The 13,629-nt window shown below is 72.5% G+C and carries 13 protein-coding genes; 9 read left to right on the top strand and 4 right to left on the bottom strand.

Annotated elements, in window-relative coordinates; translation table 11 throughout:
- Entirely contained in the window at positions 1–204 is a 204-nt protein-coding gene (locus ACFZA0_RS34075) for a cold shock domain-containing protein (RefSeq protein WP_391024199.1), read from the bottom strand.
- Between the two features lie 333 nt (positions 205–537).
- Here ACFZA0_RS34075 and ACFZA0_RS34070 point away from each other — a divergent pair, with 333 nt between their 5' ends.
- The 4 genes from ACFZA0_RS34070 (at position 538) to ACFZA0_RS34055 (ending at position 5,235) form a co-directional block, all read left to right on the top strand.
- The gene (locus tag ACFZA0_RS34070) at positions 538–1,386 is read left to right on the top strand and encodes an MqnA/MqnD/SBP family protein (RefSeq protein ID WP_391024198.1); all 849 of its coding nucleotides are present in this window, start codon (positions 538–540) and stop codon (positions 1,384–1,386) included.
- A 156-nt stretch (positions 1,387–1,542) separates the two neighbouring features.
- Entirely contained in the window at positions 1,543–3,318 is a 1,776-nt protein-coding gene (locus tag ACFZA0_RS34065; RefSeq protein WP_391024196.1) for a protein kinase, read from the top strand.
- A gap of 198 nt (positions 3,319–3,516) precedes the next feature.
- Positions 3,517–4,731 carry a cyclic dehypoxanthinyl futalosine synthase gene (gene mqnC / locus ACFZA0_RS34060; RefSeq protein ID WP_391024194.1) on the top strand — a complete coding sequence of 405 codons (1,215 nt, stop codon included), beginning with the start codon at positions 3,517–3,519 and terminating at the stop codon, positions 4,729–4,731.
- Positions 4,732–4,788: 57 nt separating this feature from the next.
- On the top strand, positions 4,789–5,235 hold the full coding sequence (locus ACFZA0_RS34055; protein ID WP_391024192.1) for a hypothetical protein: 447 nt from the start codon (positions 4,789–4,791) through the stop codon (positions 5,233–5,235).
- Between the two features lie 34 nt (positions 5,236–5,269).
- Here the strand turns inward: ACFZA0_RS34055 and ACFZA0_RS34050 are convergent, their stop codons facing one another.
- A complete protein-coding gene (locus tag ACFZA0_RS34050) occupies positions 5,270–6,292 on the bottom strand; it encodes a chitinase (protein WP_391024190.1) in 1,023 nt (340 codons plus the stop codon).
- A gap of 472 nt (positions 6,293–6,764) precedes the next feature.
- Here ACFZA0_RS34050 and ACFZA0_RS34045 point away from each other — a divergent pair, with 472 nt between their 5' ends.
- From ACFZA0_RS34045 to ACFZA0_RS34030, 4 genes are all read left to right on the top strand, one after another.
- Positions 6,765–7,028, top strand: coding sequence for a hypothetical protein (locus ACFZA0_RS34045; protein WP_391024188.1), 264 nt, complete (start codon positions 6,765–6,767; stop codon positions 7,026–7,028).
- A complete protein-coding gene (locus ACFZA0_RS34040) occupies positions 7,025–9,250 on the top strand; it encodes a glycosyltransferase (RefSeq protein WP_391024186.1) in 2,226 nt (741 codons plus the stop codon). The genes ACFZA0_RS34045 and ACFZA0_RS34040 overlap by 4 nt, the downstream gene beginning before the upstream one ends.
- On the top strand, positions 9,247–10,362 hold the full coding sequence (locus tag ACFZA0_RS34035) for an acyltransferase family protein (protein ID WP_391024184.1): 1,116 nt from the start codon (positions 9,247–9,249) through the stop codon (positions 10,360–10,362). The genes ACFZA0_RS34040 and ACFZA0_RS34035 overlap by 4 nt, the downstream gene beginning before the upstream one ends.
- A gap of 85 nt (positions 10,363–10,447) precedes the next feature.
- Positions 10,448–11,143, top strand: coding sequence for a demethylmenaquinone methyltransferase (locus ACFZA0_RS34030; RefSeq protein ID WP_391024182.1), 696 nt, complete (start codon positions 10,448–10,450; stop codon positions 11,141–11,143).
- 33 nt (positions 11,144–11,176) lie between these two features.
- Here the strand turns inward: ACFZA0_RS34030 and ACFZA0_RS34025 are convergent, their stop codons facing one another.
- Positions 11,177–11,533 carry a PASTA domain-containing protein gene (locus tag ACFZA0_RS34025; RefSeq protein ID WP_391024180.1) on the bottom strand — a complete coding sequence of 119 codons (357 nt, stop codon included), beginning with the start codon at positions 11,531–11,533 and terminating at the stop codon, positions 11,177–11,179.
- Between the two features lie 103 nt (positions 11,534–11,636).
- Complete coding sequence (locus tag ACFZA0_RS34020; protein WP_391024178.1) at positions 11,637–12,143, bottom strand: GNAT family N-acetyltransferase; 507 nt, start codon at positions 12,141–12,143, stop codon at positions 11,637–11,639.
- A gap of 100 nt (positions 12,144–12,243) precedes the next feature.
- Between ACFZA0_RS34020 and ACFZA0_RS34015 the strand changes: the two genes are divergently transcribed.
- Complete coding sequence (locus ACFZA0_RS34015; protein ID WP_391024176.1) at positions 12,244–13,527, top strand: geranylgeranyl reductase family protein; 1,284 nt, start codon at positions 12,244–12,246, stop codon at positions 13,525–13,527.
- The last annotated feature ends 102 nt before the right edge of the window (positions 13,528–13,629 follow it).

The raw sequence follows: 13,629 nt of genomic DNA, 5'->3' as shown, positions 1-13,629 counted from the left end.
TCAGATGGCGCTGACGTTCTCCGCCTGCGGGCCCTTCGGGCCCTGGGTCACGTCGAAAGACACCTGCTGGTTCTCCTCGAGCGAGCGGAAACCGTTCGCGTTGATCGCGGAGTAGTGGACGAAGACGTCGGGGCCGCCGCCCTCCTGGGCGATGAAGCCAAAGCCCTTTTCGGCGTTGAACCACTTCACGGTTCCGGTAGCCATAAGCCCTCCTTGGGCCCAAAGGGTTGCCCTGCTCCAGAACCTGCAAGTGCCAGAAACAAATGCATATGTCTGAAAACGACGAGAGCCCGCGGTCACATGCTCCGCAGGCTCTGTACTGCAAGGGAAACCAAACTGCAACTTGCGGCGAGCCTAGCACGCGGGCGCGCGAAAGCGATAGAGGTCAAGATCACGTCACTCGGACGTCTGAATGGTCCCGGCCCGATTGACCGAGGACGCCGGTGCCACCGCGGCCGGTACGGCAGGGGCCGGTGCATTGCCCGGCGGGGTCACCCTGAAGTCTGCACCGTACCCCATAGGGGCTAGTCTCGCGATGTGGACAATTCTCGCATCCGGCCGCGCGTCGGCCACATCCAGTTCCTGAACTGCCTGCCTCTCTACTGGGGGCTCGCGAGAACGGGCACGCTCCTCGACTTCGACCTGACGAAGGACACGCCGGAGAAGCTCAGCGAGCAGCTCGTGAAGGGCGACCTCGACATCGGTCCCATCACGCTCGTCGAGTTCCTCAAGCACGCCGACCAGCTCGTCGCCCTCCCCGACATCGCGGTGGGCTGCGACGGCCCCGTCATGTCGTGCGTGATCGTCTCGCAGGTCCCCCTCGACCAGCTCGACGGCGCACGGGTCGCGCTCGGGTCGACGTCGCGCACCTCCGTGCGCCTGGCCCAGCTCCTGCTGGCCGAGCACGTCGGGGTCAGCCCCGAGTACTACACGTGCCCGCCCGACCTGAGCCTGATGATGCAGGAGGCCGACGCGGCCGTCCTCATCGGCGACGCCGCGCTGCGCGCCAACATGATCGACGGCCCGCGCTTCGGTCTCGACGTGCACGACCTCGGCGCGATGTGGAAGGAGTGGACGGGCCTGCCGTTCGTCTTCGCCGTCTGGGCCGCCCGCCGCGACTACCTGGAGCGCGAGCCCGTCATCACCCGCAAGGTGCACGAGGCGTTCCTCGCGTCGCGCAACCTCTCCCTCGAAGAGGTCGGCAAGGTCGCCGAACAGGCGTCCCGCTGGGAGGAGTTCGACCGCGAGGTCCTGGAGCGGTACTTCACCACCCTCGACTTCAGCTTCGGCGCGCCGCAGTTGGAGGCCGTCGCCGAGTTCGCGCGCCGCGTGGGCCCGACGACCGGCTTCGACGCCGACGTGAAGGTCGACCTGCTGAAGCCCTGAAAGGGCCGACGCGGCAAGGCAGTTGAGTGCGTCCCGCCGGAACTGTTGTTCCCGCGGCACCCGTTCGGTACTGACCCGTCACGCGACGGCACTACCCTGCTGCGCAGGGGAGGGCCGCGCGCCTTCGGGGGATCCTTCGGGACAGGGGTGGACGCCATGCAGCCGCTCGATGCCGGCGAGCCCGCCGTCGTGGGGCCGTACCGGCTCCTCGGCCGGCTCGGCTCCGGCGGAATGGGCCGGGTGTACCTGGGCCGCAGCTCGGGCGGCCGGACCGTCGCCGTGAAGATCGTGCATCCGCACTTCGCGCTCGACGAGGAGTTCCGCGCCCGTTTCCGGCGCGAGGTCGAGGCCGCCCGGCGGGTCGGCGGCGCCTGGACGGCGCCCGTCCTGGACGCGGACCCGGGGGCCGCCGTGCCGTGGGTCGCCACCGGCTACGCGGCGGGCCCGTCGGTCACCGCGGCGGTCGGTGCCGCCGGACCGCTGCCGGTGCGCACGGTACGGGCGCTGGGCGCCGGCCTCGCCGAGGCGCTGACCGCGGTGCACGAACTGGGCCTGGTGCACCGGGACGTGAAACCGTCGAACGTCCTGCTCACCCTCGACGGCCCCCTCCTCATCGACTTCGGCATCGCCCGCGCCACCGACGGCACCGCCTCGCTGACCTCGACGGGCGTCTCCGTCGGCTCGCCCGGCTACATGTCGCCCGAGCAGATCCTCGGCAAGGGCGTCACCGGCGCCGCCGACGTCTTCTCGCTGGGCGCGGTGCTCACGTACGCGGCGACGGGCAGGCCGCCGTTCACCGGGGACTCCTCGGCCGCGCTCCTCTACAAGGTGGTGCACGAGCGGCCCGGCCTCGACGACGTGCCCGCCGAGCTGCTCGGCCTGGTCACCGCCTGCCTCGACAAGGACCCCGGAGCCCGTCCCGCCCCCGCCGAACTCGCCCGCGGTCTCGCGCCCGACGGCGCGGCCCGGCTGGTGGCGGCGGGCTGGCTGCCGGGCTCCCTGGTCGAACAGGTCAGCAGGGACGCCGTACGGCTGCTGAACCTCGACGCAGCGGAGGGCGGCGACGCGGCGGCGGCCGCCGCGTCCGCCGCGGGGCCGGCCGGGTTCGGGCCGCCCCCGGTCATGCCGTCGGGCGGCAGCGGCGCACCGCCGTGGCGGCCCGAGATGCCGTCCGCTCCGCCGGGCCCCCGCACGCCCGCGTCCGGCACCCCCGCCGACGCCGCGGCCGACCCCGGCCGGCGGCCCGGCAAGGTCTCCGTGTCGGTCGCGGCGGTCGCGGTGCCGGAGACCGGCGGGCGCGGGCGCCGGCTCAGTTGCACCGTCGCGCTCGCCGTCGCCGGGGCGCTCGCGGCCGTCACGGTCGGGTCGGCGTTCCTGTTCGACCTGGTGCCGGGCGGCTCCGGCGGCGGTTCCGACGCGGCGGCCGGTTCCGCCGCGCCGAGCGTGTCGGCCGGCGCCTCGGCGGGCGGTTCCGCCCCCTCGGCCACCGCGTCGCCCGGTTCGCCGCCCGCGCAGACGGCCACCGCGTCGCCCACCGCGTCGCCGTCCGGGTCCGCGACCGCCCCCGGCGGCACCGGCGACAGCGTGCCCGCGTCCTACGTCGGCACCTGGCAGGGCGTGGCGAACGCGCTCGGCGGCACCGTGCCCGTCGGGACGTTCCGGCTGACGGTGCACCGGGCGAAGGAGGGCGAGAAGCTGGGCACCATGCGGTCCACGGACGCGATCGGCGGGACCTGCGACGACATCCTCACGCTGCGAACGGTGACGGCGACCCAGCTCGTCGCGGAGTCCGTGGGCGCGGTCGGCAACCACAGCGGCTGCAACCCCGTCGCGCACACCGTCCGCATCACTGCCGAGGGCGACGACCTGCGCTACGCGTCGGAGAGCGACGACGAGGGCCGGCCGGTGGCCCGGCTGAGCAGGGTCGAGTAGGTGTTCCGCGTGCCCGCGCCCGGGAGTTCGGCCGGTCCCCGCGCCCGCGCCGCGCGTGCGGCGGACCGCGCGGCCCGCCCCCGCCCCGCGCCCGTGCGGCGAGGGGGCTGACGTAGGCTGGTCCGGTCCGTCCACATGCCCGCCGAAACCCGGCGAACGCCCATGAAGCCCGACGAACCCCGATGAAAGGGACGCACGGTGACCGAGCAGGCCGACCTCACGTCAATCGATGTCACAGCCGTCCTCGACCGGGCCGCCGCGGGCGGACGCATCACCCCCGAAGAGGCCGTCGTGCTCTACCGCGACGCCCCGCTGCACGCGCTGGGGGCCGCCGCCGACGCCGTGCGCCGCCGCCGGTACGCCGGGACCGAGCACATCGCGACGTACATCATCGAGCGCAACATCAACTACACGAACGTGTGCGTCACGGCGTGCAAGTTCTGCGCCTTCTACGCCGCCCCCAAGGACACCGCCAAGGGCTGGTCGCGCGACCTCGACGACATCCTGCGCCGCTGCGCGGAGACGATCGAACTCGGCGGCACGCAGATCATGTTCCAGGGCGGCCACCACCCCGACTACGGCGTCGAGTACTACGAGAAGCACTTCTCGGCGATCAAGAAGGAGTACCCGGAGCTGGTCATCCACAGCCTGGGCGCCTCCGAGGTCGAGCACATGGCGCGGATCTCCAAGGTGTCGGTCGAGGAGGCCATCACCCGCATCCACGCCGCCGGGCTCGACTCCTTCGCCGGTGCCGGTGCCGAACTGCTGCCCGCGCGCCCGCGCAAGGCCATCGCGCCGCTCAAGGAGTCCGGCGAACGCTGGCTGGAGATCATGGAGACCGCCCACAACCTGGGCGTCGAGTCCACCTCCACGATGCTGATGGGCACCGGCGAGACGAACGCGGAGCGCATCGAGCACCTGCGCATGATCCGTGACGTGCAGGACCGCACCGGCGGCTTCCGCGCGTTCATCCCGTACACCTACCAGCCCGAGAACAACCACCTGAAGGGCCGCACGCAGGCGACGCTCTTCGAGTACCTGCGCATGATCGCGATCGCCCGGCTCTTCCTCGACAACGTCGCGCACATCCAGGGCAGTTGGCTCACCACCGGCAAGGAGGTCGGCCAGCTCTCGCTGCACTACGGCGCGGACGACCTCGGCTCGATCATGCTGGAGGAGAACGTGGTCTCCTCCGCCGGTGCCAAGCACCGCTCCAACCGGCTGGAGATCATCGACCTGATCCGCAAGGCGGGCCGGGTGCCGGCGCAGCGCGCCACCACGTACGAGCACCTGGTGATCCACGACGACCCGGCGAACGACCCGGTCGACGAGCGGGTCGTCTCGCACATCTCGTCCACGGCGATCGAGGGCGGTACCGCCCACCCCGAGCTGAAGCTGCTCGCGTCCAACTGAGCGGACGGGTGCGGGAGATGAGGGCGGTCGCGGGGCAACACGGGCCGGTGGGCTGACGTGTTGACCCTGCACGCCGCCGACCGGCTGCTGCGCGCCCCGGGCGCCGAACCGCTCGCGGACGGCGCCGTCGCCGTCGAGGGCGACCGGATCGCCGCCGTGGGGACGCTCGGTGAGCTGACCGCGCGGTTCCCGGCGGCCCGGGTGCGCCGCTGGCCCGGTGACCTGGGGCCCGCGCTCGTGCACACGGGGCCGCTGCCCGACGCGCCCTCGCCGCGCGAACGCGTCCACGCCGTGCTCAAGCTGGGCGCGACGGCGGTCCTCGCCGAGCACGCGGACACCGCCGAACTGCGCGCCGCCGCGGGCCGGGGCGGCGTCCTCGTGCTCGGCTCCCCGCGCCCGCCCGTCCTCACCGAGGCGGCCCGCGCCGACCTCGCCGCCTTCGACGCGACCGGCGCCTGCGTCGCGACCGTGTGCGGGGGCCGGCTGGTGCACCGCAGGCGCTGACCGCGCCACGGGCAGGCACGGTCGGCGCGGTCGCTCACGCTCCGGAGAGAGCCTTCGCGAACGCGCCCGAACTCTGCTTCACGCCACTGCAGTCGGTCGCCGCGTCGTCCTGCCCGGCCTTGCCCGCGGCGCACTGCCGGTCGCGGAAGGTCGACCACACCGACACCCAGGCGATGCCCTTCCGCACGGCGAACTCCCGTACCTGGGCGGCGTCGTCCAGGGAGAACGTCTCGTTGTCGACGTCCTGGACGCCGAGCATCGACGTGAGCGCCATGCCCTGCCAGGTCTGCGCGTCCGTCATCCCGAAGACCTTCTTGAGCTGCGCGTGCGCGGCCCCGGCCGAGGTGAGCGCGTAGTCGCCCATGTCGCCGCCGTACGAACTCCCGTAGTTCATCGTCATGATGTTCACGGTGGTGACGTCGACGTCGTGGTCGTTCGCCGACTCCAGCAGCGCGAGGCTGTCGTCGTCCAGGCCGGAGGGCATCACGGGCAGGGTGTACGAGACGGTCAGGTCGCCGCGGTCCTGCTCCAGCTCGGCGATCGCCTCGGAGCGCCGCGCGACCGAGGCGGCGTCGGCCAGTTGGGCGCCCTCGACGTCGAAGTCGGCCTGGGTGGAGCCCACCGCGTCCAGGGCCTCGCCGTACGCCTTCGCCAGGTCGTCGGCGCTGTCGCACACGGAGGCCAGCTCCTTGCCGGAGGCGCCGCCGAACGACACCCGCACGGAGCCGCCGGACTTCTTCAGCGCCGTGATCCGCGCCTTCACCTCCGGGTCGTCGACCCCGTACTGGCCGTCCCACTTCGGCACGCAGGTCTTTCCGTCGGAGATGACGAACGCCAGGTTGTACGTGGCCGGCGAGCCGGTCGCGTCCGTGGGCGAGGCCGTGGTCGCGCTGACGTACGGCGCGTACTCGGTGGTGTCACCGCCGCCCTTCGCGGCGGAGCCCTGGCTCGTCGGCCCGCCGCCCGGGTCCGACGCGCCGTCCGACCCGGAGGAGCACCCCGTGACGGCCAGGGCGAGCAGGCAGGCGACGCCCACCGGCCTGAGGAAACTCCTCATTGTGCATGCACCATGCTCTCGTGAATCCAGACGGGGAACGGTGGGAAAAGGAAGTCTCGCGCGGAGTGCTGTTCCGGAGCGGGAATGTTTCACAGGAAAGCGGGTCCCAGGTCGGTGGCCTTCACATGCTTCGCACGTGAACGTTGGCGAACGGGCCCGGACTTCGGATGGACAAAGCGGAACTGTCGGGCGCCAAACCGGGACAATCAACTCTTGCGCGGGTGGTGCGAGTTGACCTTCCGTCCTGTTCAACTCTCAGTGAGTGGATAGATTCAAGCATTTCTCAGGGGCCCCTCACAACAAGAACGGGGAGGGGCGCACATAATCCCTGCCTAATGTCCGGTGAATGCATTCCGAGTCCGCTGCTCCTGTCATGTCCGCAATCGAAAATCCCGACTCCCGTCCGTCCCGCCGCGCCCCTCGGGGCGGTCGCCGCGAAAGTGCGGAAAGGGCGGCCGGGGGACCCGTGTTCGTGGACACCTCCGGACGCCGGGCGAAGCTGCTGCGACGCCTCGGACTGCTGCTCGGCGCCGTCTGCCTCGGGTACGCGGGCGTGCTGGGCCTCGCCTTCATGGGGTGGGGCACCTCGCTGACGCCCTCGTCCCTGCTGCCCTTCGCCGACGGCGCGGGCGGGGGAGCGGCGGGACCGGACGCCGGGCGGGGACCCGGCGGGGCGCTCCCGTCCACCGGATCCCGTGCCTCGGCCGCCCCGGGCACGTCCGCCGCGGCCCGATGAGCCGGGCGACGTCGGGGCGCGGCCGCCGCCGGGCACCCACCCGCATCGAACGGGCGGCCGGCCGGGCGGCGGCCCTCCAGCGGCCCCGGGTGCTCCTGGCCCTGGTGCTCCTGCTCGCGCTGACCAGCGTGCTGCTGCTCGACGGCTATCTGCGCGCCGAGGTCGGCGGCGACGAGCGGGTCCGCGACGGCGCCGCCGCCGGAAAGGTGCCGGACAAGGTGCTGGACGGCGGCCCGATCCTGACCTTCCGGGGCGGTACCGAGACCAGCGTCCAGGTTCCGGACAAGACCATCGTCCTCACCTTCGACGACGGCCCGGACCCGACCTACACCCCGCAGGTCCTGAAGATCCTCGCGGACAACGACGTCCCGGCCACGTTCTTCCTGGTCGGCTCGATGGTCTCCCGCCACCCGGGCATCGTGCGGACGATGGTCCGCGACGGCAACGAGGTCGGCGTCCACACCTTCACGCACGTCGACCTCTCCTACCAGAGCGCGGCCCGCGTCAACCGCGAGATGGCGCAGACCCAGTTGGCGCTGGCCGGCGCGGCCGGCATCACGACCACGCTGTTCCGCGCGCCGTACTCCTCGGAGGCGAACGCCATCGACGACTACAGCTGGCCCGTCTACCGGAAGCTCGGCGCGGACGGGTACACCAGCGTCTTCGTCGACACCGACAGCGACGACTGGAAGAAGCCCGGCGTCTCGAAGATCGTGCGGTGGGCGACGCCGAAGAAGAACAAGGGCGCGGTCGTCCTCTTCCACGACGCGGGCGGCGACCGTACCCAGACGATGAAGGCCCTGCCGCGGTACATCGAGAAGATGAAGGCCAGGGGCTACACCTTCACCACCGTCAGCGGGGCCCTGGAGAAGCAGCGGGAGAGCGGCCGGGGCCAGGACGCCGCGGGTACCGGCACGTCCGCGCTCCAGGCCGCGCACCGCGAGGCCACCGGCGCCACCCTCTGGGAGGGCAGGGCACTGCTCGGCGCCGTAGCGGTCGCGGAGTGGACGGTGCCCGCCCTGTCGGCCGGACTCGTCGTCGTGGGCGTCGCCGTGATGGGCCGCTTCGGCCTGATGCTGGTCCTCGCGCGGCGCCACCACCGGCGGCGCAACAGACGCCGGTTCACCTGGGGGCCGGAGGTCACGAGGCCGGTGACGGTCGTCGTGCCCGCCTACAACGAGAGCAAGTGCATCGCCAACACCCTCGACTCCCTCGCGCGCAGCACCCATCCGATCGAGATCATCGTCGTCGACGACGGATCCACCGACGGCACCGCCGAGTTGGCCGAGTCGCTGGGCATGCCGAACGTGCGGGTCCTGCGCCAGGCCAACGCCGGAAAGCCCGCGGCCCTCAACCACGGTGTGCGCGAGGCCCGTTACGACATCGTCGTGATGATGGACGGCGACACCGTCTTCGAGCCGGACACCGTACGGCAGTTGGTGCAGCCGTTCGCCGATCCCGGCGTCGGCGCCGTCGCGGGCAACGCGAAGGTCGGCAACCGCGGCACCCTCGTCGGGGCCTGGCAGCACATCGAGTACGTGATGGGCTTCAACCTCGACCGCCGCATGTACGACCTGCTGCGCTGCATGCCCACCATCCCCGGCGCGATCGGGGCGTTCCGCCGCGAGGCGGTGCTCCGGGTGGGCGGCATGAGCGAGGACACGCTCGCCGAGGACACCGACATCACGATCGCCCTGCACCGCGCCGGCCACCGGGTCGTCTACCAGGAGCACGCGCGGGCGTGGACGGAGGCGCCCGGCTCGTTCCGCCAGCTCTGGTCGCAGCGCTACCGCTGGTCGTACGGGACGATGCAGGCGCTGTGGAAGCACCGCGGGTCGCTGACGGACAGGGGGCCGTCGGGGCGCTTCGGCCGGGTCGGCCTGCCGCTGGTGGTGCTCTTCCAGATCGTCACGCCGGTGTTCGCGCCGCTCATCGACGTGTTCACCGTGTACTCGATGCTCTTCGTCGACCTCCGGGCCGCGCTGCTCGCGTGGCTCGCGGTCCTCGCCGTCCAACTGGTGTGCGCCGCCTACGCGTTCCGCCTCGACGGGGAGAAGTACCGCTGCCTGCTGATGATGCCGCTCCAGCAGTTCGCCTACCGGCAGATGATGTACCTCGTCCTCATCCACTCCTGCGTCACCGCCCTGACCGGCGGCCGGCTGCGCTGGCAGAAGCTCGGGCGCACCGGCGAGGTCGGCACCCCGGCGGGGGCGGAGCGGTGAGCCCGGACACCGCGCCGCCGCCCGCCGCCGCGGCGGCGGCCCCGGCCGGCCGCGCCGCCCGCCGCCGCGCCGCGCGAACCCCGTCCCGGGACCGGTACTTCGACGTCCTGCGGGCCCTCGCGCTGGTCCGCGTCGTCACCTACCACACGTTCGGCTGGGCCTGGGCGGGGCTGGTGTTCCCGTCCATGGGGATCATGTTCGCGCTGGCCGGGTCGCTCATGGCGCGGTCCCTGGAACGGCCCGCGCTCTCCGTGCTGCGGGGGCGGCTGCGCAGACTGCTGCCGCCGTTCTGGTTCTGGGGCTTCTTCGTCGTCCTCGCCATGCTCGTGCACGGGTGGATGCCGGACTGGCGGATCGTCCTCTGGATCGTGCCGCTCGGCGACCCGCCCGGCGACCACTGGGCGGTCCAGGCCTGGGAGGTCCTCTGGTACCTGCGCACCTACCTGTGGTTCGTGCTGCTCTCGCCGCTGCTGCTGAAGGGGTTCCGGCTCGCGCCCCGGGCCGCCCTGGTGCTGTCCCTCGTGCCGGTCGTGGTGTTCCAGTTCTCGTGGCGGCCGCCGGACGACCGGTTCGGCAGCGGGCTGTGGGACCTCGCGACCTACCTCTTCTGCTGGCTGCTCGGCTTCGCCCACCGCAACGGGGTGCTGCGGCGGCTCGCCCCGGCCGTCGTCGTGACCCTCTCGTTCGCCGCGCTCGGCTACGGCGGCTGGTACGCGTTCGCGCACCAGGACGTCTTCGGCACGTACGACCTCGACGAGAACCCTCTCGCGCAGGCGTTCTGGTCGGCGGGGGCGGTGACGCTGCTCCTGTACGCGAGGGCGCGCCGCGGGGACGGCCGTCCCGGTCCGCCGCGCCCGCGGCCCCTCGACCGGCTCGTGCGCGTCTTCAACGCCCGCGCCGTGACCGTCTACCTCTGGCACGAGATCGCCCTGGTCCTGGCCGTCCCGCTGACCGACCTGTTCTGGAAGGTGCCGGCCTTCGAGAGGTATCTGCCGCTGGCCAGCCAGTGGTTCATGTTCGGTGTCGCCTGGGTGCTGATCGCGGCGTTCGTGGTGCTGTGCGGGTGGGTCGAGGACGTCGCCGCGCGCACACCGCCCCGGCTGCTGCCGTGAGCGCGGCGGCGCCCGGACCGGCGGCGAACCCGCCGGGCACCGGGCGCGTGCCGCGCCCGGCGGGCGTACTGCCACAATGGGGAACGTGACCCGCGCAACCCTGGACAAGCAGCCGCACGAAGTCGCCTCGATGTTCGACGACGTCGCGAAACGGTACGACCTGACCAACGACGTGCTGTCCCTCGGCCAGGCACGGGCGTGGCGCAAGGAGGTCGCCAAGGCGGTCGCCGCCCGCCCCGCGCAGAAGGTCCTCGACCTCGCGGCCGGGACGGCCACCTCCTCCATGCCCTTCGCCCGCACCGGCGCGTACGTCGTGCCCTGCGACTTCTCCCTCGGCATGCTCCGGGTGGGCAAGCAGCGGCACGGCTGGATGCCGTTCACCGCGGGCGACGCGACGAGACTGCCGTTCAAGGACGACACCTTCGACGCCGTGACGATCTCCTTCGGCCTGCGCAACGTGCAGGACACGGACGCCGCGCTGCGCGAGATGCACCGGGTGACCCGGCCCGGCGGACGCGTCGTGATCTGCGAGTTCTCGCACCCCACGTGGGCGCCGTTCCGCACGGCCTACACCGAGTACCTGATGCGCGCCCTGCCCCCGGTCGCCCGCAGCGTCTCCTCCAACCCCGACGCGTACGTGTACCTGGCGGAGTCCATCCGCGCCTGGCCCGACCAGGCGGGCCTCGCCGCACGCCTGGGCGACGCCGGCTGGACGAACGTGGCCTGGCGCAACCTCACCGGCGGCATCGTGGCCCTGCACCGGGGCTACAAGAAGGGCTGAGCGCGCGACCGCCGGGCGGCGGCACCCGCGCGGTCAGCCCGGCACCTCCACCGCGTCCCCCGGCTCGTCCAGCCGCCGCACCCCGCCCGGGGGCGGCTGTGCGGGACGGCGCGGTTCGCGCACCCCGGCACCGCCCTCGGCCTCGCCGCCGAACCACACGGTGACGACGGCGCCGCGCGGCACCTCCACGTCCGGCGGCGGGTACTGCCGTACGACGTACTCGACGACGAGCGCGGGCAGGTCCGGGCGGTCGGGCGAGGCGAGCAGGACGCCGCGGGCGTCGGCCGACCGGCGCGCGTCCACGGCCATCAGACCGACCAGGCGCGGCACACGCACCTCGGGCGTCCCGGACCTCCCGGGCCGTTCGGGCGGAATGGGCACGGACGTCACCCCCAGCGGTACCGGCAGACTAGCCCGCGCCGTCCGGCCGCCGGAAGGGCCGGCTGGCTTTCTGTGACAGTCGGTCACTCCCCGTCGCCGAGTCGCCCGTCGGTCACAGGTCGAGCCGGTAGCAGTGGCCCTGCCGCTCCGGCGGCGGTGTGGTGAAGGTCTGCGCGAGGCGCATGCCCAGGCGCCGGGTCACCGCGATGGACCGCTCGTTGCGCGCGTCGACCATCGCGACCACACCGGGCACGCCCGCCTTCCGCAGCCGCTCCAGGGTCTGTCCGGCCGCCGCCGTGACGTAGCCGCGCCCCCAGCTCTCGCGGGCGAGCCGCCAGCCGATCTCGATCTCGCCGCTCGGCCCCCACGGCTTCGCCCACGGCTGCGCCCCCGTGAAGCCGAGCACCCGGCCCTCGCCGTCCAGCACGGTCCACAGGCAGAAACCGTGCTCGGCGTCGTGCCGCCGCTGGCGCGCGGTGAGTTCCTCGTAGACGGACAGTTCGGCCGACGCGCCGCCGTGGAACTCCATGACGTCGGGATGGGCGAAGGCCGCGTGCCAGGCGAAGGCGTCCTCGTGGGTCGGGACGCGGAGTACCACTGCGGGCAGAGCTCGGTTCACGGGGGCAGCCCTTCAGCCGGGTGACGGCGGTCGCTGAATAGACTGCCCATGTCCAGTGCCACTCGGCACGCACAATTTCGAACCCTGGGGAGATCCAGCCGTGACCGAGCCCCTCTCCGAGAACACCGCCGACGTGATCGTCGTGGGCGCGGGGCCAGCCGGCTCCACGACCGCGTACCACCTGGCCAGGGCCGGACTCGACGTACTCCTGCTGGAGAAGACCGAGTTCCCGCGCGAGAAGGTCTGCGGCGACGGCCTCACCCCGCGCGCCGTCAAGCAGCTCGTCTCCATGGGGATCGACATCTCCGAGGAGGCCGGCTGGCTGCGCAACAAGGGTCTGCGCATCGTCGGCGGCGGCAGCCGGCTCCAGCTCGACTGGCCCGACCTCGCCACCTACCCCGACTACGGACTCGTCCGCAAGCGCGACGACTTCGACGAGCAGCTCGCCCGGCAGGCGCAGAAGGCCGGCGCCCGCCTCTTCGAGCGGTGCAACGTCGGCGCCCCGATCGTCGACGACCGCACCGGCCGCATCACCGGCGTGCACGCCAAGCTCGGCGAGGAGAAGCGCGAAGTCACCTTCCACGCGCCGCTCGTCGTCGCCGCCGACGGCAACTCCACCCGGCTGTCGCTGGCGATGGGCCTGCACCGCCGTGAGGACCGCCCGATGGGCGTCGCGGTGCGCACGTACTTCACCTCGCCCCGCCACGACGACGACTACCTGGAGTCCTGGCTGGAACTGTGGGACCGGCGCGGTTCCCAGGACCGGCTGCTGCCCGGCTACGGCTGGATCTTCGGCATGGGCGACGGCACCTCCAACGTCGGCCTCGGCGTGCTCAACACCTCCGAGTCCTTCAAGGACCTGGACTGGCGCGAGGTCCTCAAGGCGTGGTGCGCCTCCATGCCGGCCGACTGGGGCTACACCCCGGAGAACATGACCGGCCCGATCCGCGGCGCCGCCCTGCCGATGGCCTTCAACCGCCAGCCGCACTACACCAAGGGCCTGCTGCTCGTCGGCGACGCCGGCGGCCTGGTGAACCCCTTCAACGGCGAGGGCATCGCGTATGCCATGGAGTCCGGCCAGACCGCCGCCGACGTCATCGTCCAGGCGCACGCGCGGGCGACCCCGGCCCAGCGCGAACTGGTGCTCCAGCGTTACCCGCGCATCCTCAAGGACACCTACGGCGGCTACTACACGCTCGGCCGTGCCTTCGTGAAGCTCATCGGCAACCCGAAGATCATGCAGATCGCCTCGCAGCGCGGTCTGACCCACCCCGTACTGATGAAGTTCGTCCTGAAGCTCCTGGCGAACCTCACCGACCCGACGGGCGGCGACGCGATGGACCGGATCATCAACGGCCTCAGCAAGGTCGCGCCGAAGGCGTGAACCCGGCGGCCCCGGACGACGCCCCCTGGGAGGAGGCCGCCGTCCTCCTGGCCCGCCTGCACCGCGCCCCCGTGCCGGACGGTCTGCCGCCCATGCGCGGCC

The organism is Streptomyces sp. NPDC008150, assembly GCF_042956945.1.
Lineage (GTDB): Bacteria > Actinomycetota > Actinomycetes > Streptomycetales > Streptomycetaceae > Streptomyces.
This window is presented reverse-complemented; position numbering and strand designations above follow the sequence as displayed.

Bases quoted from the DNA above. Each gene is read 5' to 3' on its own strand.
- ACFZA0_RS34040 (WP_391024186.1), top strand. From the start codon at position 7,025: ATGAGCCGGGCGACGTCGGGGCGCGGCCGCCGCCGGGCACCCACCCGC.
- ACFZA0_RS34065 (WP_391024196.1), top strand. From the start codon at position 1,543: ATGCAGCCGCTCGATGCCGGCGAGCCCGCCGTCGTGGGGCCGTACCGG.
- ACFZA0_RS34050 (WP_391024190.1), bottom strand. From the start codon at position 6,292: ATGAGGAGTTTCCTCAGGCCGGTGGGCGTCGCCTGCCTGCTCGCCCTG.
- ACFZA0_RS34075 (WP_391024199.1), bottom strand. From the start codon at position 204: ATGGCTACCGGAACCGTGAAGTGGTTCAACGCCGAAAAGGGCTTTGGC.